The organism is Paraconexibacter sp. AEG42_29 (assembly GCF_040581415.1).
In the GTDB taxonomy this organism is placed as follows: domain Bacteria; phylum Actinomycetota; class Thermoleophilia; order Solirubrobacterales; family Solirubrobacteraceae; genus Paraconexibacter.
In genome coordinates, this window is the sequence record NZ_CP114014.1 from 4631204 (window position 1) to 4653501 (window position 22298).

At 72.5% G+C, this 22298-nt stretch carries 21 protein-coding genes; 14 read left to right on the forward strand and 7 right to left on the reverse strand.

The features are described from left to right. Positions 1–59: 59 nt before the first annotated feature. Positions 60–953, reverse strand: coding sequence for an alpha/beta fold hydrolase (locus DSM112329_RS22515; protein ID WP_354698796.1), 894 nt, complete (start codon positions 951–953; stop codon positions 60–62). A 169-nt stretch (positions 954–1122) separates the two neighbouring features. Between DSM112329_RS22515 and DSM112329_RS22520 the strand changes: the two genes are divergently transcribed. The 4 genes from DSM112329_RS22520 (at position 1123) to DSM112329_RS22535 (ending at position 5396) form a co-directional block, all read left to right on the forward strand. Beyond that, positions 1123–2085 carry an acyl-CoA desaturase gene (locus DSM112329_RS22520; RefSeq protein ID WP_354698797.1) on the forward strand — a complete coding sequence of 321 codons (963 nt, stop codon included), beginning with the start codon at positions 1123–1125 and terminating at the stop codon, positions 2083–2085. A 71-nt stretch (positions 2086–2156) separates the two neighbouring features. Beyond that, entirely contained in the window at positions 2157–3263 is a 1107-nt protein-coding gene (locus DSM112329_RS22525; protein WP_354698798.1) for a histidine kinase, read from the forward strand. Continuing rightward, positions 3251–3907, forward strand: a complete 657-nt coding sequence (locus DSM112329_RS22530) for a response regulator transcription factor (protein WP_354698799.1) — start codon at positions 3251–3253, stop codon at positions 3905–3907. The genes DSM112329_RS22525 and DSM112329_RS22530 overlap by 13 nt, the downstream gene beginning before the upstream one ends. A 181-nt stretch (positions 3908–4088) precedes the next feature. Further along, the gene (locus DSM112329_RS22535; RefSeq protein WP_354698800.1) at positions 4089–5396 is read left to right on the forward strand and encodes an SGNH hydrolase domain-containing protein; all 1308 of its coding nucleotides are present in this window, start codon (positions 4089–4091) and stop codon (positions 5394–5396) included. A 28-nt stretch (positions 5397–5424) separates the two neighbouring features. Here the strand turns inward: DSM112329_RS22535 and DSM112329_RS22540 are convergent, their stop codons facing one another. Further along, positions 5425–7254, reverse strand: coding sequence for a hypothetical protein (locus DSM112329_RS22540; protein ID WP_354698801.1), 1830 nt, complete (start codon positions 7252–7254; stop codon positions 5425–5427). A 153-nt stretch (positions 7255–7407) separates the two neighbouring features. Between DSM112329_RS22540 and DSM112329_RS22545 the strand changes: the two genes are divergently transcribed. Further along, complete coding sequence (locus DSM112329_RS22545; protein WP_354698802.1) at positions 7408–8262, forward strand: DUF4328 domain-containing protein; 855 nt, start codon at positions 7408–7410, stop codon at positions 8260–8262. 7 nt (positions 8263–8269) lie between these two features. Further along, positions 8270–9031, forward strand: a complete 762-nt coding sequence (locus DSM112329_RS22550) for a DUF4328 domain-containing protein (protein WP_354698803.1) — start codon at positions 8270–8272, stop codon at positions 9029–9031. Here the strand turns inward: DSM112329_RS22550 and DSM112329_RS22555 are convergent. Continuing rightward, the gene (locus DSM112329_RS22555) at positions 9004–9744 is read right to left on the reverse strand and encodes a hypothetical protein (RefSeq protein WP_354698804.1); all 741 of its coding nucleotides are present in this window, start codon (positions 9742–9744) and stop codon (positions 9004–9006) included. The genes DSM112329_RS22550 and DSM112329_RS22555 overlap by 28 nt on opposite strands. A gap of 74 nt (positions 9745–9818) precedes the next feature. Here DSM112329_RS22555 and DSM112329_RS22560 point away from each other — a divergent pair, with 74 nt between their 5' ends. The 3 genes from DSM112329_RS22560 to DSM112329_RS22570 all read left to right on the forward strand — a co-directional run bounded on the left by DSM112329_RS22560 (position 9819) and on the right by DSM112329_RS22570 (position 13101). Next, positions 9819–11015 carry a serine hydrolase domain-containing protein gene (locus DSM112329_RS22560; protein WP_354698805.1) on the forward strand — a complete coding sequence of 399 codons (1197 nt, stop codon included), beginning with the start codon at positions 9819–9821 and terminating at the stop codon, positions 11013–11015. Between the two features lie 64 nt (positions 11016–11079). After that, a complete protein-coding gene (locus tag DSM112329_RS22565) occupies positions 11080–12132 on the forward strand; it encodes an SGNH hydrolase domain-containing protein (RefSeq protein ID WP_354698806.1) in 1053 nt (350 codons plus the stop codon). 54 nt (positions 12133–12186) lie between these two features. After that, positions 12187–13101: a crotonase/enoyl-CoA hydratase family protein gene (locus tag DSM112329_RS22570; RefSeq protein WP_354698807.1), complete on the forward strand. Its 915-nt coding sequence runs from the start codon at positions 12187–12189 to the stop codon at positions 13099–13101. 28 nt (positions 13102–13129) lie between these two features. On the opposite strand, the gene DSM112329_RS22575 is transcribed toward DSM112329_RS22570, so the two are convergent. Then, positions 13130–13771, reverse strand: coding sequence for a TetR/AcrR family transcriptional regulator (locus DSM112329_RS22575; RefSeq protein ID WP_354698808.1), 642 nt, complete (start codon positions 13769–13771; stop codon positions 13130–13132). Positions 13772–13829: 58 nt separating this feature from the next. After that, positions 13830–14426: a carboxymuconolactone decarboxylase family protein gene (locus DSM112329_RS22580; protein ID WP_354698809.1), complete on the reverse strand. Its 597-nt coding sequence runs from the start codon at positions 14424–14426 to the stop codon at positions 13830–13832. A 154-nt stretch (positions 14427–14580) separates the two neighbouring features. Between DSM112329_RS22580 and DSM112329_RS22585 the strand changes: the two genes are divergently transcribed. The 5 genes from DSM112329_RS22585 (at position 14581) to DSM112329_RS22605 (ending at position 19602) form a co-directional block, all read left to right on the forward strand. Beyond that, positions 14581–16191: a hypothetical protein gene (locus tag DSM112329_RS22585; RefSeq protein WP_354698810.1), complete on the forward strand. Its 1611-nt coding sequence runs from the start codon at positions 14581–14583 to the stop codon at positions 16189–16191. 191 nt (positions 16192–16382) lie between these two features. Beyond that, positions 16383–16796: an SCP2 sterol-binding domain-containing protein gene (locus tag DSM112329_RS22590; protein WP_354698811.1), complete on the forward strand. Its 414-nt coding sequence runs from the start codon at positions 16383–16385 to the stop codon at positions 16794–16796. Positions 16797–16845: 49 nt separating this feature from the next. Next, positions 16846–18138 carry an acyl-CoA dehydrogenase family protein gene (locus tag DSM112329_RS22595; protein WP_354698812.1) on the forward strand — a complete coding sequence of 431 codons (1293 nt, stop codon included), beginning with the start codon at positions 16846–16848 and terminating at the stop codon, positions 18136–18138. Between the two features lie 94 nt (positions 18139–18232). After that, positions 18233–18913, forward strand: coding sequence for a hypothetical protein (locus tag DSM112329_RS22600; RefSeq protein ID WP_354698813.1), 681 nt, complete (start codon positions 18233–18235; stop codon positions 18911–18913). A 47-nt stretch (positions 18914–18960) separates the two neighbouring features. After that, positions 18961–19602: a TetR family transcriptional regulator gene (locus DSM112329_RS22605; protein WP_354698814.1), complete on the forward strand. Its 642-nt coding sequence runs from the start codon at positions 18961–18963 to the stop codon at positions 19600–19602. Here DSM112329_RS22605 and DSM112329_RS22610 read toward each other — a convergent pair whose 3' ends face one another. Further along, complete coding sequence (locus DSM112329_RS22610) at positions 19603–20034, reverse strand: SRPBCC family protein (RefSeq protein ID WP_354698815.1); 432 nt, start codon at positions 20032–20034, stop codon at positions 19603–19605. Positions 20035–20085: 51 nt separating this feature from the next. Further along, positions 20086–22266 (reverse strand): molybdopterin-dependent oxidoreductase, encoded by a 2181-nt coding sequence (locus tag DSM112329_RS22615; RefSeq protein ID WP_354698816.1) that lies wholly within the window; start codon positions 22264–22266, stop codon positions 20086–20088. Positions 22267–22298 lie beyond the last annotated feature (32 nt).

A 22298-nucleotide genomic window follows, 5' to 3' on the forward strand; every position in this document is an offset into this window, starting at 1 on the left:
CGATGTGCCACCACGTGCGCCGGTGGCGTGTGGTGGCACATCGAGCGCCCCGCAGCGGGTCAGGCCAGGCCGATCCGCTGCAGGAACTCCACCTGGTCGGCCGCGATCCGCGCCGGCGCCTCGCCCAGGAACGGCTCGAAGTGGTCGTACGGGTAGCGGTGCAGCTCGCCGAGCGGCGCGTCCTTGGCCAGCCGCTCCACGGACGGCCCGTGGGTGCTGATGTCCCGCTCGCCGACGCCGACCCACAGGGGGGCGCGGACGTGCCGCGCCTGCGCGACCGGGCGCTCCAGCCCCACCGTCACGAACAGCCCGGGCGAGATCTCGTTGCGCCACGGCGACCCCTCGGGCACCGCGGCGGCGAACCCGTCCGCCTCGCCCGGGAGCGTCATCGCGGCGCGCGACCCGGGCGGCCCGGTCACCGGGATCAGGTTGTGCGAGCCGGCGAGGTCGCGCAGCGCCCGCGGCAGGATCCACGCGATCAGCGACGGCGGGGTGGCCAGCACCCGCTGCGGGCCGTCGACGAACGGGCACAGCACCAGGCCGGCGGCGACGTCGGCGCGGTGGATGAGCTGCCGGACGACGTGCCCGCCGGAGAACGAGTAGCCCCACAGGACGATGCGCGCCGGGTCCACGCCCTCCAGCGTGCGCGCGTGCGCGACCACGTTCGCCCAGTCCGCCCGCTGCTCGGCGGCCCGGAAGCGCTGGCGCGGCCGCGGCGGTCCGGAGTCCCCCAGGTGGCGGTGGTCGAACAGCAGCACGTGCAACCCGGCGGCGGCGAACGCCTCCGCGAAGGCCGGCAGCCCGTCGTGGCGCGTCAGGCTGAACCCGTGCGCCATGACGACGCAGCCCGCCCGTGCGCCCGCGCCCGCGGCACCGCTGGGCCGGTACCACCAGGCGGCGACCTCCCCGATCCGGATGTCCTCCCGCCGGGCGGGCGTGTCCACGACGCTCATGCGGTCAGGAAAGCACACCGCCACGGCGACGGACGCGGCGTCGATGTGCCACCAGGCGCCACATCGGTACCTGGTGGCACATCGAGCACCGCTTTCGGGTTATCCCCACCCCGACCGGTGGCGACCCTGAACGACAGGGGCGCCGAGGTATGGCAGCCTCCCGGCCACGATGGCGACGACTCCTGCCCAGGCGCAGCCCCGACTCGACGACGACGGACCCACCCCGGAGGAGATCCGCGACCCGGTCCTGGTGAACCTCGACCGCGCGATCACGGCGGTCATCACGGTCGTCCCGCTGGCGCTGCTGGTCTTCGGCGCGGTCCAAGCCTGGAACGACACGCTGCACCTGCGCGACCTGATCATCCTCGCGGTGCTCTACGTCCCCACCGCTCTCGGGGTGACCGTGGGCTTCCACCGCCTGCTGACCCACCGCGCGTTCAAGACCTCCCCCTTCATGCGCGGGCTGCTCGCCGTGCTCGGGACGATGGCCGTCGAGGGCCCGGTCATCAACTGGGTCGCCGACCACCGCAAGCACCACATCTACACCGACCGCCTCGGCGACCCGCACTCGCCCCACGTGGACCACGGCCACGGCGTCAAGGGCGCCATCCGCGGCCTGCTCCACGCCCACGTCGCGTGGCTCTTCATCCACGACCAGCGCGCCGCCCGCGAGCGCTTCGCCCGCGACCTCATCGCCGACCCGGTCGTGAACTTCGTCGACAAGACCTTCATCTTCTGGTCGCTGCTCGGCCTGGCGATCCCGTTCGGCCTCGGCTACGCCTTCGGCGGGACCGTCGACGCGGGCCTCACCGCGATGCTGTGGGGCGGCGCCGTGCGCATCCTCCTGCTGCACCACGTCACCTACTCGATCAACAGCCTCTGCCACTTCTTCGGCCGCAAGCGGTTCGAGACCGGGGACGAGTCGCGCAACCTCGCCTGGCTCGCACCGTTCAGCATGGGCGAGGCCTGGCACAACAACCACCACGCCTTCCCGACCTCGGCGTACCACGGCCTCGGGCGGCGCGAGCTCGACGTCTCCGGGCTGGTCATCAGCGGCCTCGAGAAGGCCGGGCTGATCTGGGACGTGCAGAAGCCGAGCGAGGAGCGGCAGGCCGCCAAGGCCGTCGCTTGATCGCGCGGCGCCGGCCGGCGCCGCCCGCGGGCCTCGCGTCCCGCCCGCGCCGCTCTGCGACCATGAGGTGAATGAGCGACCACCCGTGGCGTTCCGTGCCCCCGGTCCCGAGCGTCGTCCCGCTCCGGCGCTGGGTCGCGGCGCAGGCCGACGGCCTCTCGCGCACGGAGTTCGCCCGCCTGGTCGCCCACCGCGCCGCGCTCCTCGGCGCCGCGTTGCTGCTGGTGCTCTGGGCGATGACGGGACAGGGGACGTTCTGGCCCGGGTGGGCGTGGCTGGGGCTGGTGGCGCCCGTCCTGCTGGACGTGTCGTTCCGCTGGCCGCGTCGCTTCCAGACGGACGCCTCGCGGCGGGTCGCGCTCGTCTGGTCCCTGATCCTGACCGCCACGCTCGTGCTGCTGGCGGTCTGGCTGCTGGCGAACACGATCTCCGGCGTGAAGGGCTTCTGGCCGGAGTGGCCCCTGTTCGGCCTCGCGACGTTCGGCGTCTTCTACTCGTTCCTCACGCTCCACGACCGCGTCCTCATCGCGCAGGGACGGCGGACGCTCCGCGCCCGGATCGACCTGCTCTCGCGGACCCGGCGCCAGGCGATCGACGCGCAGGCCGCCGAGCTGCGGCGCATCGAGCGCGACCTCCACGACGGTGCGCAGGCGCGCCTCGTCGCGCTGACGCTGCACCTGGGCCGCGCCGAGATGCGCCTCGACGAGCAGCCCGAGGTCCAGGCGCTGATTCACGACGCGCAGCGCGAGGCGCACCAGGCGATCGCCGAGCTGCGCGACCTGGCCCGCGGGATCGTGCCGCCGCTGCTCGCCGACCGCGGCCTGGTCGCGGCGGTGCGATCGCTGGCCGCGCGCTCCCCGCTGGGGACCGAGGTCATCGCCGAGACCAGCCGCGCCATCGCCCCGGCGGTCGAGAACGCCGCCTACTTCGTGATCGCCGAGGCCATCACCAACACGGCCAAGCACTCGGGTGCGGATCGCAGCTGGGTCCGCCTGCGCGAGGACAGCCGCGCGCTCCTGGTCGAGGTCGGGGACGACGGCCGCGGCGGCGCCGACCCGGCCGGCTCGGGGCTCGCCGGGCTGCGGGCGCGGGTCGAGGCGCTCGACGGCACCCTGTCCGTGCGCAGCCCGCCCGGCGGCGGCACGACGCTGGAGGTCCGCCTGCCGTGCGCGTCGTGATCGCGGAGGATCTGGCGCTGCTGCGGGAGGGCATCGTCGCCCTGCTGCGCGAGAACGACATCGAGGTGGTGGCCCAGGTCGACGACGGTCCCGGCCTGCTGCGGGCGATCGCCGGGCACGCCCCGGACCTGGCGATCGTCGACGTCCGCCTGCCGCCCTCGTTCAGCGACGAGGGCCTGCGCGCCGCGATCGAGGCCCGTCGCCGCCAGCCGGACCTGAGCGTCCTCGTCCTCTCCCAGTACGTGGAGACCGCGTACGCCGGCGAGCTGATCCAGAACGGCAGCGCCGGCATCGGATACCTGCTGAAGGAGCGGATCGGGGACGTCCGGGCGTTCCTGGACGCGGTCCGCCAGGTCGCGGGGGGCGGGACGGTCCTCGACCGGCAGGTGGTCTCCCAGATGCTGGCCCCCCACCAGCGCGGCGCCGAAGGGCTGCAGCGCCTGACCCCGCGGGAGCACGACGTGCTGCAGCTGATCGCCGAAGGCCGGTCGAACGCGGCGATCGCCGACGCGCTGGTCGTGACCCCCGGGGCGGTCGAGAAGCACATCACGTCGATCTTCGGGAAGCTCGACCTGCCGGCGGCGGGCGACGACCACCGCCGGGTCCTCGCCGTCCTGGCCTACCTGAGGATCACCTCCCCCTGACCGACGGCCCCGGCGCGGCCGGGTGGCAGCACCCCGTCGCGGCCGACGGGACCACGCACTGCCACCCTCGCCCGCCACCACGCGGGTGGCAGTACCTCCTCGCGGGTGGCGGGACCCCGTACTGCCACCCCGGACCACGTCATCCCGCGCCACGACTGCGTATCGTCCGCCGCCCCGCCTGATGCCGCCCCTCCCCCGCCAGCCTCGTCCGCGCCGCCGCCCCCTGCGCCGCCCGAAGGCCGATCCGAGCCCCGGTCCCGAGGCCACGCCGGACGCGACGGACACGCCGGACCTCCCGGACGCGGCGCCCCCGGTCGTCCCCGACCCCCCGGAAGCGATAGCGGAAGCGGGCCTGGAAGCGGCAGCGGAAGCGGGCCCGGCAGCGGAAGCGGGCCCGGACGTCGACCAGCCGGCGCCGCCACCGGCCGCCGTCCCGCGTCCCCTCGCCCTGGCCACCGCGGCTGCGGTCGCCCTCGTCGTCGCGCTCTACGGCCTGACCCTCGTCGTCGGCGGCCAGGACGACGACAGCACCGCCGCCGCGCAGACGAAGACCGAGAAGCGGGCGTCCAAGCCGCTCGTCCGGACCGGGCCGCCAGTCCCCTCGCCGCTCACCCAGGAGCCGTGCTTCGGCGCCGTCGCGCACGACCCCACCAACCCGTGCCGCAACCCGAAGCTCCGGCTGGCCGTTCACCCCACGCCGGCGCAGTCGGCCGACGAGCCGAACGCCGCGTGTGTCCCGGTCGGTCAGAAGGGCGTGCTGCTCCCGTGCGAGTTCGGGCTCCCCGAGGACGAGGCCAAGCAGACCTTCGCGCTGATCGGGGACAGCCACGCGTCGCACTGGCGCGCCGCGATGGAGCGCGTCGCCCAGACCAAGGGCTGGCGTGGCGTCTCCATCACCCGGTCCAGCTGCCCGTTCACGACCGCGACGGCGCTGCTCTCCAATCCCGCGACCCAGCAGTGCGCGGACTGGAACCACGCCACCTACGAGTGGCTGAGGACCCATCCGGAGGTCAGCACGGTCTTCGTCTCGCAGCACAGCGGCGGCTCCGTCCTGCGGCTGAAGGGCCAGACGCCCGAGGAGGTCCAGGTCGCCGGGTACGTCGAGCGGTGGAGCAAGCTGCCCCCGAGCGTCAAGCGGATCTTCGTCATCCGCGACACCCCGAGGAACTCGCGCAACACCGCGTCCTGCGTCGCCAAGGCGATCCGGGACCGCAAGCAGGCCGCGATCGCCTGTGCGCTCCCGCGGCGGTACGCGGTCCGGCCCGACCCGGCCGTCTCGGCCGCGCGCCGCATGGCCGGCTCCCGGGTGCACCTGATCGACTTGACCCGCTACCTGTGCAGCCCGCGCCTGTGCCAGCCGGTCATCGGCGGCGCGCTCGTCCACAAGGACAGCGACCACCTCACGCAGACCTTCGCCGCCACCGCCGCGCCGTTCTTCGTCGCCCGCATCGACGACGTCGTCGGCGCGGACGGCCCGCCGCTCTGGTGACCGGCGGGCAGGCCGGCCTGAGAGTCCCTCAGCGCGGCGCGCAGGTCAGGTAGCGCCGCGTCTCCCGGATCGTCTTCCCGGACCGCGTCCGGGCCTCGACCCGCACGGTCACGGTGCCCTTCTTCAGCCCCCGCAGGTCGATTCGGGCGGTGGTGCGGGCGCCGCGCACGGTCTTGACCTGCCGGCCGTTCACGAACACCTTCGCGCTCTTCAGCCGCTGGCCCTTCGGCTGGCGCAGCCGGATCGTGAACGAGCGCCGGCTGACGCACGAGCCCTGCGACGGCAGCCCGAGCGTGCTGCCCTTGCTGTCGAAGACCTGCGCCGCCTTCGACAGCCGCAGCGAGTAGAAGCCGCTGTTGCCGTCGGAGTACCAGATCTCGTTGCGGCTCGGGACGAACGACGGCCGCGACATCGCGAAGTTCGAGCGGAACAGCGGCAGCGGCGTGCCGCCGAGGTTGGAGATCGGCGCGACGAAGTAGGCGATCTCCTTCGGGTTGTACGGGTCGCGGATGTCGAACACGCGCAGGCCCGAGGCGATGAACGAGCACGCGACGATGCCGGGGTCGACCTCGCGGGGGACGCCGCAGTAGTGCCCCGCGTAGCCCTGCACCGGCAGCGGCGCGCCCGGGTCCTGCGCGATGGCGGCGCGGTTCTCGGGCTGGTTGACCGCGAGCCGCAGGTTCGAGATCACCTTCGGCCGCGTGTCGTCGCTGATGTCGATGATGCGCCCTGCCCCGACGTTGACCCCGTTGGACGCGATGTTGTTGTTCGCGTCCTTGGAGTACTCGTCGATCTCGAGGAGCATCTTCTTGCCGCCGATCGTGACCGGCATCGCGTTCTGCGGGATCGTCATCGACTTCCACTGCAGCCGCGAGACCACCGGCACCTGCGGGTTCGGCTTCCTGGCCTGGATCTCGGAGGTGTCGAGCACGACCAGCCCGTCCCCGGTCCCGGCGACGTACATGCGGTTGCCGTCGGCGCTCAGCGAGACGCCGTGGGCGTCGTAGGCCCCGGTCCACAGCTGGGCCGGGACCTTCGGGTTCGTCACGTCGATGGCGACGAGCGTGTTCGTGCCGGGGGACGTGGCGTAGAACGTCCGGCCGTCGAGCGCGAACCCGCTCTCGTGGCCGAAGATGCCGACCGGGGAGCTGGACTGCAGCTCGGGGAACCGGCAGTCCTTGCTCACGTCGTAGATGTCGACGATGCCGGGGCCGAATGCGGGGTTGCCGAAGACGGCCGCCAGCAGGCCGCGCTTGGCGTTGACCACCAGCGACTCGTGCGGGGACTGCATCGCGAGCGTGACCAGCGTCGCGGTGCGCTTCGGGTTGGCCGGGTCGCTCATGTCGAGGACGGCGGTCCCGGTCGCCTTCGTGTCCAGGAGCGCCGACACCGCGTTGGTCGGGAACAGGAGCGTCGTGTCGTAGTAGGCGCAGTCGTGGCCGGCGGCGTCGGTGTAGCGCTCGACCTTGAAGCCGCCCGCCGTCCCCTCGTGGCCCAGCTGGGTGACGTTGCACTGGTAGCCCTTGGGGTCCGCGTCGGCCGGGACGCGGCCCTGCATGTAGGGGGACGGGCGGGACGCGGAATCGCACGTCGCCGCGGGTGTCGCGGTCAGCGGCGGCTCGTCGCGGAACGGCGCGACCGCCCGGAACGTGCGGTTGGCGCTGTCGGCAGCGACCGTCGCGTCGCCGCCGCGGGCGCGCAGGTCGGCCTCGGGCCGGACCTCGGACCCCGGCATCGCCGCGGCCGGTCGCCCGGCCCCGGGCGACGTCGCGGCGGCCGTCGTCGCGCCCGCCGGTGCGGCACCCATCAGCATCAGGACGGCGACAAGCGCGGCCCCCGGCCCGAACCCTCGTCCCATGCGCGCGAGCCTACCGGCCTGGCGAACGTTCGTGTTCACATCACGGACCGATGTTCGAGTCGCCGCGGCGGTCGGACTGCCCCCACCGAGCCGGCATCGCGCCGGAAAGCTGTTGGCTAGGGGATCCGTCGGTTCGCGCATATGGTTCGCGCCATGGAACAGGGGTACGTCTCGGCGTCCGGCAGAGCGGATGCGGCAATCAAGGCGCTGTACGCGACGATCGTGGCCAGCGTGATCTCGATCGGCGCAGCCGGGAACCGCATCTCGACGATCGAGGACCTGCTGGACGCTCCGGGCAGCAGCCTGGACGAGCTCGACGCCGCGGACGACCTGATCGCCGCCAGCTCGATCATCCAGCTGGTCGCGCTGATCGTCGCCGCCGTGTTCGTCGTGCGGTGGGTGCTGCAGGCGACGCGGAACATGCGGCCCCTGGGGATCATGGAGCCGCGCTACTCCCCGAAGGCCGCCGCCTGGTCGTGGTTCATCCCGGTCCTGAACCTGTGGCGGCCCAAGCAGGTGGTCAATGACCTCTGGCGCAGCGCCGACCAGACGCTGCCCTACCCGGAGCGCGACCAGGGCTGGGTCGGAAACAACGTGCCCAAGCTGTTCGCGTGGTGGTGGGGCCTGTGGCTCGTCGGCGGCATCTCGTCGCGGGCCGGCGGGAACCCCGAGACGCTCGACGAGTTCCGCGACGCCGACGGCGTGGACGTCTTCGCCAACCTGCTCCTGATCGTCGCGGCGATCCTCGCCACCATGGTGGTGCGGCGCATCGCCGACCGGCAGGAGCAGCGTGCGGAGTCGCTCACCGCCCGCGGCGTGACCCCGGGACAGGGCGCCATGCCCGACCTCGGCGGCTTCGTCGCGCCCGCACCGCCCGGCGCGCCGAGCACGCCCGGACTCCCGGCCTCCGCCTTCGTCAAGGACTTCCCGTCGTCGGCACCGCCTCCGCCACCCGCGCCGCCGCCACCACCACCGCCTCCGCCACCGCCACCGCCGCCGGGTCGATGAGCGGCCGGTGATCGGCAGCGTGCACGGGCACCGGTCGGCGGCCGCCCGTGCCCGCCGCGTCGAGTCCGCGCTCCAGGCCGTCGTCGTCGCCGCGCTGCTGGCGCTCCTCGCCGCCGTGAACGACCTGCTGGCCATCGACGCGTTCCTGGACGGCAGCCGATCGGTGAGCGTGCTGGACCACTCCGAGACGCTCCGCCTGGTCACGCTCTGGACGCAGTTCGCCGTGCTCGCCATCGCCGCGGGGTGCTACCTGCACTGGCAGGCGCAGGCGACCGCGAACCTCGGCGCCCTGGGCCTGCCCTCAGGCCGCTGGACAGCCCGCTCCGCGGCCGCGTCCTGGGTCACCCCGGGCGTGAACCTCGTCCAGCCCAAACGCGTCACCGATGACCTCTGGCGCAGCGGCGACCCGGCCGCGCCGACACGCACCGCGGCGGTGGACGTCACCGGCCTGCCGGTGGCGATGCGCGTGCACCTCTGGTGGGCGCTGTGGATCGGCGCCTGGATCGTGGGCCTGGCGGGCGGCCTCGCGACCGACCGGGAGTCCCTGGACTCCTCGCGCGCCGGGGACATCCTCGACGGCGCCGCCGACGTCCTGATCATCGCGGGCGCGGTCATGACCAGCGCCCTGGTGCACCGCATCACCGAGCGCCAGGACGCGCGGGCCGCGGCGCTGGCGCAGCGGATGGCGGTCGGCCTAGCGTCGGGCCTGGGGACGCCCGGGAACCTGCCCCGGGCGTCGCCTCAGTCGCAGTTCGTGCTCGTCCAATAGCCGTCCCAGCGCACGCCGACCGGCTCGCCCGCGGCCTCGGGACGCACGGTCAGCTCGTACGTGTTGACGCCGCCGCACTCGTCCCCGTCGCCGCCGGTCTCCACCAGCCGCAGCGAACTCGCCAGCTGCGTGGTCGCTCCGGGCCAGCTGCCGACCAGGACGAGCTTCTCCTGCAGCACCGAGGGCGGCGTGGCGAAGCTGCCGATCGGCGCGACCTTGTCCTCGGCGGGGTCCTGCAGCGCCCCGACGACCGACCCGCCCTTCGTGACCCAGGCGATCCCACGGTCGTTCGCGACGATCCGCGCGACGGTGTCCTCGCGGGCGGCCAGATCGGCCCCGCCCGGGTTCGGCTTCTGACCCAGCATCCAGCGCTTGCCGGTGTCGGCGCTGCCCGCCCAGACCCGGTCGGTCTTCTTGCCCGCGGCGGTCGTGCGGACCGTCCACGCGAGGTTCACCCCGTCGAACGAGACCTTCGTGTTCGAGGACCACGGCCCCATGTAGCGCGACTTCGGGGCGTGGCCGTAGACCGTGGTGCACGCGTAGAGGCGGGTACCCCGGTGGAAGACGCGACCGGCCCCGTCCTTGACGATCGTCCCCTTCTGGGACGGGCAGCTCTTGGCCTTGGGGGCCGCGGCGGCCGGGGACGGAGCGCCGGCGAGGGCGGAGCCCGCGGCGGCGACGGCGAGGAGGGAGGTGAGGCGACGTGCGTTCATGCTCCTTCAACGCCACGACCGCCACGGAGTGACGCGGTTGACACCGACCTGAGACCCGCCGGTAGTGTCGCTCCATGTCCACGATCGACAGCACGGCCATCGACACGTCCGCCCTCGACGCCCTGCTGCAGCAGGCGGCCGACAGCGGCGCGGTACCCGGCATCGCCGCGGTGGTGTCCACCCGCGACGGCGTCATCTACGAGGGCGCGGCGGGTCGCCTCCACGCCGCTGACCCGGACGCCCCGGCGGTCGACACAAGCACGGTATTCCGGATGGCGTCGATGACGAAGGCGATGGCCAGCGTCGCCGCGCTGCAGCTCATCGAGGAGGGCCGGCTGGCGCTCGACACGCCGGTGCAGGACGTGATCCCGGCGTTCGGCGAGCTGCAGGTGCTCGACGGGTTCGACGGCGACACGCCGATCCTCCGCGCCCCCGCCCGGCCCCCGGTCGTCCAGGACCTGCTCACCCACACCGCCGGGCTGGGGTACTTCTTCTCGAGCGCGAAGCTCACGAAGTGGCACGAGGTCACGGGCGCGCCGGTCGTGCTGACCGGCCTGAAGAGCAGCCTGATGGCGCCGCTGATCCACGACCCGGGCACGATCTGGGAGTACGGAGTCAACACCGACTGGCTCGGCATGGTGGTCGAGGCGATCACCGGCAGCACGCTCGATGCGGTGCTGCAGGAGCGCGTCTTCGGCCCGCTCGGCATGGACGACGCGACGTTCCGCCCGACCGACGAGCAGCGCACGCGGCTCATGGGCATCCACTCGCGGCAGGCGGACGGCTCGCTCGCCCCGGCGCCCGTCGACCTCCCGCCCGACCCCGAGTTCGCGGCCGGCGGCCACGGCTCCTACGCCACCGCCGCCGACCACGGCCGCTTCCTGCGCGCACTGCTGCGCGGGGGCGAGCTCGACGGTGCCCGGATCCTGAAGCCCGAGACCGTCGACCTGATGTTCACCGACCACATCGAGGGGATCACGCAGCCCGACGGCATCGTGTCGGCCGCCCCCGAGCTGTCCAACGACGTCCCCGCGCTGCCGATCAAGACCGGCTGGGGCCTGGGCCTCGCCCTGCGTCACGAGCGCATCCCGGGCTTCCGCGCGGCCGGGAGCGGCGACTGGGCCGGACTGTTCAACTGCTACTACTGGATCGACCGCGAGAGCGGCCTGAGCGCGGCCGTCCTGACGCAGGTGCTGCCGTTCTTCGACCAGAAGGTGGTCGAGACGCTGCTCGCGTTCGAGCTGGCGCTGTACGCGGACGCACCGGCCTGAGCGCCGGCGGGCCCGGCGGCGGCGCGACCGTTTCCTTTGCGACTGCGTACCGTTTCGGACCTCGATGCCGACCGCCGCGCCCCGTCCCCTCCTGCTCCTGCTCGTCGTCCTGACCGTCGTGGCCGGTGCCGCGGCGGTCACCTTCGGCCCCGCGGCAGCGGCCAACCCCGCCGCGGAGCCCGGCTCGCATGCGCTTCGCGGCACCGGGATCGGCGCCCCGCTCGGCAGCGCGCCGGACTCTGACTGCTTCGGCGCCGCCGCCCGCGACCCGCAGCGCCCGTGCCGCGACCCGAAGCTGCGCCTGACCGTCGTCCCCAAGCCCGACGACGCGGTCCTGGAGCCCAACAGCGCCTGCACCCCGTTCGAGCGGACCAAGGTCCTGCTCCCGTGCGCGTTCGGCGCCTCCCCGGACGACGCCGAGAACACCGTCGCACTGGTCGGCGACAGCCACGCCGCCCACTGGCGCGCCGCGCTGGACGTCGCCGCCGCCGGCCGCACTTGGCGCGGGGTCTCGCTCACGCACTCCGGCTGCCCGTTCTCAAAGGCCGTCGCGAAGCTCGACGACCCGGCGGACCTGAAGGAGTGCAAGGCGTGGAACAAGGCCGCGCTGGGATGGTTCACGAAGCATCCCGAGGTGACGACCGTCTTCGTCTCCCAGCACACGGGTGGCAAGGTCGTCGTCCCGTCCGGCAGCACGAACGAGAAGACGCAGATCGCCGGCTACCAGGCGGTCTGGAAAGCCCTCCCCAAGACCGTCACGCGGATCTTCGTCATCCGCGACACCCCGCGGAACACGGGCCGCACCGCCGGCTGCGTGACCCGCGCGATGAAGGCGAAGAAGCCCGCCGGCCCCGCCTGCGCCGTCCCCTACGCGACCGCCCAGGACGCCGACCCCTCGGTCGCCGCCGCCAAGCAGTACGGCGGCAGCCGGGTCAAGGTCATCGACCTCACGTCGTTCATGTGCAGCAAGCGGCTCTGCCTGCCGGTCATCGGCGGGGCGCTGGTCCACAAGGACAACGACCACCTGACGCAGACGTTCTCGACGACGCTCGGGCCGTACCTCCTGCGGGCCATCAACAGGCACGGCGTCCCGGCCCCGCCGGCCGCGGAGGAGTAGGACCGGGCGCCGGCGTCTTGACTTGCGGGCCGGGCCCGCGGTACGACCTGCGACATGACCGACCCGCGCCCGGACGAGCACTACGAGACCCTGCTGTACGCGACGGACGGCCCGCTCGCGACCATCACGCTGAACCGGCCGGATCAGCTGAACACGATCGTGCCGCCGATGCCGGAGGAGCTCGAGCGCGCCGTCGGCCGGGCCGTCCGCGACACGGGCGTCAAGGTGATCGTGCTGCGCGGCGCGGGCCGGTCGTTCTGCGCGGGCTACGACTTCGGCGGCGGATTCCAGCAGTGGGGGGACGCGCTGCAGACCGACGGCGCCTGGGACCCGGGCAAGGACTTCCAGTTCGCCACCGCGCCGGAGATCGCGCCCACCCAGCAGTTCATGTCCGTCTGGCGCGCGCCCAAGCCGGTCATCGCCCAGGTGCACGGCTGGTGCGTCGGCGGCGGCAGCGACTTCGCCCTCTGCGCCGACCTGGTGATCGCCAGCGACGACGCGGTCATCGGGACGCCGTACAGCCGCATGTGGGGCAGCTACCTGTCGGGGATGTGGCTCTACCGCCTCGGCCTGAGCCGCGCGAAGTACCACGCGCTGACCGGGCGACCGCTCACCGGACGTGAGGCCGCCGACGTCGAGCTCATCAACGAGGCCGTCCCCTTCGCCGAGCTCGAGGCCCGCGTCGCGGCACTCGCCGCCGAGCTGGCCGCGATCCCGTCCTCCCAGCTGGCGGCGATGAAGCTGATGACGAACCAGGTCTACGAGAACATGGGCCTGGCGTCGACCCAGACGCTCGGCCCGATCCTCGACGGCCTGATGCGCAACACGCCCGACGCCCGGCGGTTCATCGACATCGCGGAGCGGGACGGCGTGCGCGCCGTCGTGACCGAGCGCGACGGGCCGTTCGGCGACTACAGCCAGGCGCCGCGGGCCGACCAGCCGGACCCGTCGCACGTGATCATCCCGTGACGACGCGCCGCCGCGGGGGAACCGCCGATCAATCGGGGGCACCGGCGGTGCCGGCGGCCACGAGCTGACCGGCCAGGCGGACGAGCGGGCGCCGCAGCGCCCGGATCGCGTCGAGGTCGTTGGCCGCCAGGCGCGAGGTGACGAGCGAGCTCGTCGCGGCGACGAGCGCCTCGGCCATGAACAGGCCCTCCTCGTCGTCCGCGCCGAACAGCGCGGCGACCAGCGCGACGAACCGCTGCTGCCCGGCCGCCCGGTGCGCCAGCGCCGCCGGGCCGGCGGCGTACACCTCGAGCAGGAAGACGCGCGCGAACGCCGGCTCGGCGGCGACCGCCTCCAGATACGACCCGAGGGCCTGGTCGATGCGCTCGAACCGGCCGAGCCCCTCCGCGTCCCCGCCGCCGACCGACGTCCCGATGCCCTCCAGGATGATGCCGACGGCCGCGTCGTAGGCGACCATGAAGCAGTCCTCCTTGGAGGAAAACTGCTGGTAGAAGGTCTCGCGCGAGACGCCCGCCGTGCGCAGGACGTCCGCGACCGACGTGCCGACGAAGCCGCGCTCGGCCATCGCGTCGGCCATCGCGCGCAGGATGCGCTCACGCTGGGAGGCGACCACCTCCTCGCGGGAGAGGCCGTGTCGACCACGGGGCAGGCGCTGCGGACCGGTGCTCACGGGAAGCACCGTATCGCCCCGCCCGCCTCGCACCGGGTTCCGGACCGTCGTCCGCGCGTCAGCGGCGCGCGACGATCGACTGCACGACCCGCAGCGCGCGCGGCGGGCGGCCGGCCGGCGCGTCGGGCTGGACCCGGAGGGTGTTGAGCGTCATCGCGAGCATCGAGTAGTGCCCGACGACCAGGCACAGCTCGATCAGCTCGGCGTCCTTCATGACCGGTCGCAGCTCGGCCCACAGCTCGTCGTCGATGGTGTGGTCCGCGTGCAGCGCGTCGGCGGCGCGCAGCAGCAGCGCCTGCCGGGCCGACCACCCGTCGGCGTCCGCGCCGGCCCTGACCCGCTCGACGTCGGCGGCGGTCAGCCCGGTGGTGAGGGCGATCCGCGCGTGCTGGGACCACTCGTACTCGCTGGCGCAGTTGTGGGCGACGCGCAGGATGAGCAGCTCGGTCTGGTCGCGCGGCAGGACGCCGCCGGGCATCAGCGCGCCCGCGAACCGCAGCCACGGCCGGAAGATGCCGCGGTGCCGCGCGATGGTCGTGAACACGTTCGGCGGCCCGCCCCCGGCGACCAAGCCCAGGAGCCGGGCGATCCCGTGGTTGATCGTGCCGATGTCGGCCCGCCCGCCCGGGGCGATCCGCGGAGCTGTCGAGTCCATGCCCGCCACGCTAACGCATCGACGAACGACCTTGTTCGCCAACCGCGTGACGGCGACGCGATAGCGTTTCGGGACAGCCCGTCGGCAGCGGGTCAGCATGGTTTTCGGGGGCCAGTGCTGGGAACGACACGGACATGTCACGACCGGAGATGAGATGAAGCGCCACACCCTCTGCCTCGCCCTGGCGGCGTGCGTTCTCGCCGCCGGGGCCGCGCCCGCCGCCGCGGCCCCGTACTCGGTCGCCGTCGGCCCGGACGGGACCTCCTACGTCGCCGACAGCGGCTCCAGCCTGATCACCAAGATCGCCCCCGACGGCACCGTCGGCCCGACCTTCGGCGGCACCGGCACGACACCCGGGACGTTCGGCGTCATCACCGGCATCGACGTCGACAAGGACACCGGCCACGTCTGGGTCCTCGACGGCACCAACCGCCTGCAGGAGCTCAGCGCGGCCGGCGCCCCGCTCGCCCTTGCGACCCCGACACCGTGCACCGGCACGACGGACGCGATCTACAAGGGCGGGGTCAGCGTCGCCGACACGTCCGTCTACGTGGCCTCGAGCTGCTCGAACGTCGCCGTCCGGCTCGAGAAGACGAACCTCACGAGCCTCTTCACCTGGAACCTCGACTTCGCGCCCGGCGGCATCTCCTACAACCAGTACGCGTCGGCCGGCTACAAGGTCGCCATCGCCGACCCGGTCGGCAAGCAGGTCAAGCTCTACAAGTCCAACGGCAACGCCGTGACGACGTTCCCCGTCGGCGGGACCGTCACCGACGTCGAGCTCGACGACTACGGCGTGGTCTTCGCGTCCGACCTCGACCAGGACGTCATCCACTTCTACGGCAGCGACGGCTCGCAGTTCCGGCAGCTCGGCGGTACGGGCTCCGATCCCGGCAAGCTGAACGACCCGACCGACTTCGACGTGTTCTGGCAGTACGGCGGCGAGCTGCAGGGCAACCTCTTCATCGCCGACTTCGGCAACGCCCGCGTGCAGCGCTGGAACAGCTACGGCTACACGTACTGGGCCAAGGCGCTCGGCGATCCGGTGCCCCCGGGTGGCGGGACGACGACCCCGCCCGGCGGGGGAACCACGACCCCGCCCGGGGGCGGAACGACCACCCCTCCGGGCGGCGGGACCACGACCCCGCCCGGCGGCGGGACGACGGACCCGCCCCTCGGCGGCTCGCCGGACCCGACCGGCCCGATCGGCGTCTCGATCGCGGCGGGCGCCTCCTACGTCTCGTCGACGACGGTGAACCTCAACATCACCGCACCGGCCGGGACCACAGCCGTCCTCGTGTCGAACGACGGCGGCTTCCAGAACGCGGTGTCCAAGCCCTGGAGCGCGACCAACGTCTACGCCCACACGCTGGCGACGTCCGGCTCCGAGCGCCTTCCGAAGACCGTCTACGTCCGCTTCGTCGGCGCCTTCGACGCGACGAAGACGTTCAGCGACGACGTCATCCTCGACCAGACGGCGCCGACCGTCCGCTCGGTGCGGGCCTCCGGCGGCACCACGGTCGGCCGCGGTACCTCGCTGCGGGCGGCGCGCCGGTCGAACACGAAGGCCACCACGATCCGCCTGAAGGCGTCCGACGCCACCTCCGGGGTCGCGTTCGCCGAGGTCGCCCTGAAGCCCGGCGTCAGCTCGGTCACGCGCCGGTTCGGCCCGACCCTGACCGTCAAGGGCGTCGGACCACGTCCGTACGTCCGGGTCGTCGACGACGCCGGCAACAAGTCCAAGTGGGTCCGCGCGCGCCGTTGACGCCGGAAACGCCGCGATCGCGCCACACCGCCGTACCTGACCCCCCCCTTTTGCTCACGTAGACCCCCGGGAGGGGGGAGGTTCGACGGTCTTCGCGACCGTAGCTTTGGGCCAATGACCATCTGGCTCGAAGCGCGGCGCCTGCACTCGGGCTGCACTGCGGGCCTGTCCCGAGAGAAGAGGGTGCGAGCGTGAGCGCGTTCAAGGATGCCGATGAGGTCTACGAGTACATCGGCAAGATGTTCGAGACGGCGACGCAGACGGAGTCGTTCGTCAAGGCCACGGAAGGGACCAACCTCGTCGTGCTGCTCAAGCAGACGAGCCCCGACGCGACGATGCTGATCGACTTCCCGGGCCAGACCGTCGTGACCGGCGACGCGGCGCTGGAGGGCAAGCACACCGTTCAGCTGCGGATGTCCTCCGACAACGCCAACAAGTTCTGGCAGGGCAAGCTGAACTTCACGCTCGCCATGGCCCAGCGCAAGGTCAAGCTCGACGGCAAGCGCTCCGTCGCGCTGAAGCTGCTGCCGCTCACCGAGGGCCTGTTCGACACCTACAAGCAGCGGCTGGCGGATGCGGGTCGCGACGACCTCCTCGCCGTCTGACCGCGACCGACCCACCCCGACCTACCCGAGAGAGACGGAGAACCAACGCATGGCTACCACCGAGACCGACGACTTCCAAGCCGCGAGCACGACGTCGGCGTTCGACGCAACCCTGAGCGAGGCGGACTTCGACCGCCTGTTCGAGCAGGCGGAGGAGCTCTCTGAGTACTTCCGCGAGATCGGCCCTGAGTTCGACGAGAAGAACACCTTCGCGTTCCCGTCGATCGAGCGGTTCAAGGCGACCGATCTCGGCGCCATCTCGGTCCCGAAGCGCTTCGGCGGTCACGGCGGCAGCCTGCTGCAGACGTCGAAGATCATCAGCGAGCTGTCCAAGGGCGACTCGGCGATCACCCTCGCCTACAACATGCACTACATCATGGTCGGCATCGCCGGCGGCCTGATGAGCGATGAGCAGAACGAGTACTGGCTGGGTCGTGTCGCCAACGGCAAGGAGCTGATGTTCGGCCCCTTCTCCGAGAAGCGCGCGGGCTTCAGCGGCCTGGCCGACATGAAGGCGATCCCGCAGGAGGGCGGCGGCTGGAAGATCTACGGCACGAAGACCTGGGGCACCAACTGCGAGGCCGCATCGATCATCACGACCAACGCGACGATCACCGACGCCGAGGGCAACCTGCCCGAGACCTTCGAGGAGCGCGTCGCGGCCGAGAGCTTCTTCATCGCCGACTTCGGCTTCGACACGGAGACGCTCGAGGGCGACGGCCTGCGCGTCGAGCGGTCGTGGGACTCACTCGGCATGCACGCGACGGGCACGCACGTCATCCACTTCGACGGCTTCTTCATCCCCGAGTCGGGCTTCATCTGCGAGTGGCGCACCGGCGCGTTCGGCGTCCTGGAGTGGGCGTCGCTCACGTTCGCCAGCATCTACCTCGGCATGCAGGCACGGGTGCTCGAGGAGTCCCGCGCGCTGCTCTCGAAGAAGACGCTCGGCGCGGTCTTCGGCGCGATCGCCGCCAACGAGGTCAAGGTCTCGGGCGTCGGACACATCGTGGACGGCGTCGGCGAGATGGCGTCCCGCTACGAGATCTGTCGCCGGGTCCTCTACCAGACGTGCAACGAGGTCACCGAGGGCAAGGACGACGACTGGCCCCTCGAGCTGCGCTTCCCCTACATCGGCCTGGCGAAGACGTTCATCGCCGAGAACGTGATGTGGATGACGAAGCACGCGATGAGCATGGTCGGCGGCCAGTCCTTCCGCCGCGGCAACATCTTCGAGCGCCTCTACCGCGACTCGGCCGCGTCGCTGTTCCAGCCGCTGAACGGCGACCAGACGCGCACGTACATCGGCGAGTACCTCCTGCAGCCGGACGAGCTCGAGGACTGACGCCCGCGCACACCCGCTGCCTGCGACGGCCCCGCCCTTCCCGGCGGGGCCGTCGTCGTTCCGGGACGGCGCAGCGGTCGCTAACGTGCCGCGCGTGTCCGGCATCGGCGTGCTCCGCGAAGGCCCGCTGCACGCCGCCCTGAAGGACGCCCTGGCCGGCCCCGGCGACCGCACCGAGGTCAAGGTCGGTCGCTACGTCATCGACCTCGTCCGGGCCGACGGCGAGCTCGTCGAGATCCAGACCGGGGGCTTCGGCCCGCTGGGCCCGAAGCTCGACGCGCTCCTGGACCAGCACCGCGTGCGGATCGTCCACCCGATCGCCGCCGAGCGCCGGATCGTCCGCGTCGACGAGCACGGCGAGGTGCTGTCCACGCGCCGCTCACCGCGGCGCGCGACCGCCGTCGAGCTGTTCGACCGGCTCGTGACGTTCCCGTCCCTGCTGGCCCATCCGAACCTCACCCTCGAGGTCGTGCTGACGCGCGAGGACCACATCCGCGGGGCTGCCCCGGTGAAGAAGCGGCGCCGCACCCTCGACAGCGGCCAGCGCCGGCTCGTGGAGATCGTCGACCGCATCGTCCTGGCGACCCCGGCCGACGCGCTCGGGCTGCTGCCGCCGCTGCCGGCAGCCCCGTTCACCACCAAGGAGCTCGCTGCGCTGGTCGGCTGCCGCACGGTCCTTGCCCAGCGGACCGCGTACTGCCTGCACGTGATGGAGCTCGTCGAGCCGGCCGGCAAGCGCGGACGGGCGCCCCTGCACCTGGCGCGTCAGGGCTGAACCGGGAGCTGCCTGGACGTCCCGTCGGCCGTTACGCTGGTGTCCAGATGGCCGAACCCGCCCACGACCTCGGCACCCGCCCGCGGCGCACCCAGGCCGAGCGCCGGGCGACCACCCGCGCCGCGCTCCTGGACGCCGCGCTCGTGTCGCTCGTCGAGGACGGCTACGGCAGCATCACCACCCGCGGCATCGCGGAGCGCGCGGGCGTCTCCCAGGGAACCCAGCAGCACTACTTCGCGACCAAGGCGGACCTCGTCGTCGAGGCGATGCGCCACGCGACCGAGCAGATCGCGCACGACGTCGGGCAGCGCGTGCGGCTCAGCGCGGTCGCCGACCCCGCCCAGCACGAGGCGTTCCTCGAGGAGCTGTGGCGCGTGCACCAGAGCCTGGCGTTCCGGGCCGCGCTCGAGCTGTGGATCGCCGCCCGCACCGACGACGAGCTGCGCCGGCACATGCGCGGCCTCGAGCGTGACATCGGCACGCTCCTCCGCCGGACCGCTGCCCCCGTCCTGCCCGACCTCGAGCAGCGCACCCAGGTCCTGGAGCTGCTCGACGTCGCGTTGGCCGCGATCCGCGGGTTCGCGACGCTGGCGCCCGTCGTCCCGGCCGCCACGCTCGAGCGCCGCTGGGCGATCGCCCGGCCGCACCTCGCGGCCGTCCTGCGCGCCCACACCGAGACCCCCGCCTGATCAGGCGGCGAGCAGCGCCTCGAGGCTGTCCAGCGTCCGGTCGACCCGGACGTCGAGCCAGCTCCCCAACTGGCCCGCGACCGGCTTCAGGACCAGGCCGCCGACCTTGGCCTGCAGGGCGATCCGGCTGCCGCCGTCCCGCGGCTGGATCCGGAAGTCGACCTCCATGTTGGTCCGCTTGGAGCCCTTGCCCTTGAGGACGATGTGCCCGGGAAGGTCGAGCTTCGTGACCTCCCACTTGGTGTCGGCGGGGACGCCCAGGACGCGGACCTTGTGCTGGAAGGTCGCGCCGACCTTCGCCTCGGTCGGAATCGGGCCGATCCACCCCTTGTGCAGGGCGAACCACTCGGGCCAGCGGGAGAGGTCGGTGACGAGCGCCGCGACCTCGTCCGGCGTGCCGGGGACGTCGCGGGTGCGGGTGATCTCGGTCATGGTCGGCGGGACGTTACCGGTCGGCCGACTGGCAACACCGGCGGGTGGCGCTCACGCCGGGACCGCGGCCCCGTCGGCCGGGACCGGGACCTCGATCGGCACCGCCTCGACGCCGATGCCGTTCAGCCACGCGTTGCCCGACGCCACGTCCAGCGTCGCGCTGTCGTTCGGCACGAGGTCGTTGTAGCGGCCGCCGCCGGCCGCCACCGCGACCTTCCAGCCGCCCTTGTGGCCCCAGTGCTGGTTCAGCCCGACCGATCCCGGCATGACCTCGTCCGTCACGCGCGCCTCGACCTCGATCCGTCCCCAGCGCGACGCGACGGCGATCGCCATTCCGTCCTCGATCCCGCGCGCAGCGGCGTCGTCCGGATGGATCCGCAGGCGACAGCCGCGGCCGCCGGACATCAGCTTCGGGACGTTGTGCAGCCACGAGTTCTGCGAGCGCAGCTCGCGGATCGTGAACAGGCGCAGCGGATGCTCGGCGTCGGCCGACGGCGTGGCGTGCAGCCGCGCCATCTCGCTCGTGAATACGGGGTGCTCGAGGTGGACCCGCTTGTCCTTCGTGTGGACCTTCTTGCGCAGGACGCCGGTCGCGGGGCGGTCGTGCAGCTTTATGGCGCCGTCGTGCCGCAGCAGCTTCTTGCGGCTGATCCCGCGGCGCCGCAGGCCGAAGAGGTCGCCGTCCGGCGAGACCCGCATGAAGAGGTCCACCCCGACCCACGGCGGCAGGCGGATCCCGAGGCGGCCCATCAGCTGAGCCCCCGGCGCCGGTGACGGCACCAGGCCGATGCGCCTACAGATGTCGTCGAAGATCCGCCAGTCGTCGCGCACGTCCCCCCGGGGCGTGACGATCGCATCGGTCCATGACGCGTTCGGCACCCCGTAGTGCAGCTGGCCGAACAGCGGGAAGCCTTCGCGCTCCAGGAGCATCGTCGGCGGCAGGACGTAGTCGGCCAGGCGACTCGTCTCGGTGAGGTAGGGGTCGAGGGAGACGAACAGCTCCAGGTCGGCCAGCGCCCGCTCCATCTCGCCGGAGGCGGGCGAGGTCGTCGCCATGTTGGTGGACACGGCGACGAGCGCGCGCAGCTGGCCCTTGCCGGGCGTCAGCACCTCGCGCGGCAGGGTCGCCAGCGGCGAGGTCCCGAGGACCTCCGGAATGCCGTCCACCCGCGTGCGCCACCGGTCGTAGCCGTTCAGCTTCATGAGCTTCGTGAACTTCTCCGCGTCCAGGAACGGCTGCGGGAAGACCATGCCGCCGGGCCGGTCCAGGTTGCCGGTGACGATGCCCAGGACGTCGAGCAGGTACTTCGTCAGCGTCGAGAAGCGGCTGAGCGACGCACCGGCGCGGCCGTAGACGACCGCGGCGTCCGCGGCGGCGAGGTCGCGCGCCAGCGTCTCGATGGTGGTGCGGTCGATCCCCGTCTCCTCGGCGGCGAAGTCCAGGTCGACGTCGGCGACGAGCGCGCGCAGCGTGTGCGCCCCGGTCGTCTGCTGCCCGATCGCGGCGCGGTCCTCGAGGTTCTCGTCGAGGATCACCTTCAGCATCGCGGCGAGCAGCCACGCGTCGGAGTCCGGGCGGACCGGGACGTGCTCGTAGAGCCCGGCCGTCTCCGAGCGGCGCGGATCGACGACGACGATCCGCCCGCCGCGCTCGACGATGCCGTTCATGCGGTGGCGGATGTTGCCGATGGTCGCCATCGATCCGTGCGAGACGACGGGGTTCGCGCCGATGATCAGCGCGAACGTCGCGCGGTCGAAGTCGGGGATCGGGTTCACGAGGTTGTGCCCGTAGAGCAGCTCGCCGACGACCCAGTAGTTGTTGATGTCGACGGAGCCGGCGGTGAAGAAGTGCTTGGTCTTCAGCGCGGCGGCCATGCCGAAGGCGAACAGGAACGCCCCGTAGTTCCACCCGGTGGGGTTGCCGAGGGCGACGCCGACGGACTCGCGGCCCGTCGCATCGATGACGCCGTTCAGGCGCCGGCCGATGTCGTCCAGTGCGACGTCCCAGCTCACGGCGGTGAACGTGCCCACCGGCTGGCGCTGCATCGGGGCGGTCAGCCGGTCTGGGTCCTCGAGGATCGCCGGGTAGAGGATGCCCTTCGGACACGCGAAGCCCTCGGAGTTCGGGTGGCTGTCGTCGGGGCGGATCTTCGTGACGCGGTCGTCCTCGACGGTCGCGACGAGCCCGCACGTCGCCTCACAGACGCCACACCAGATCTTGTGATCAGCCATGCCCAACCCTCCCACACCGACGCCCTCCGCAG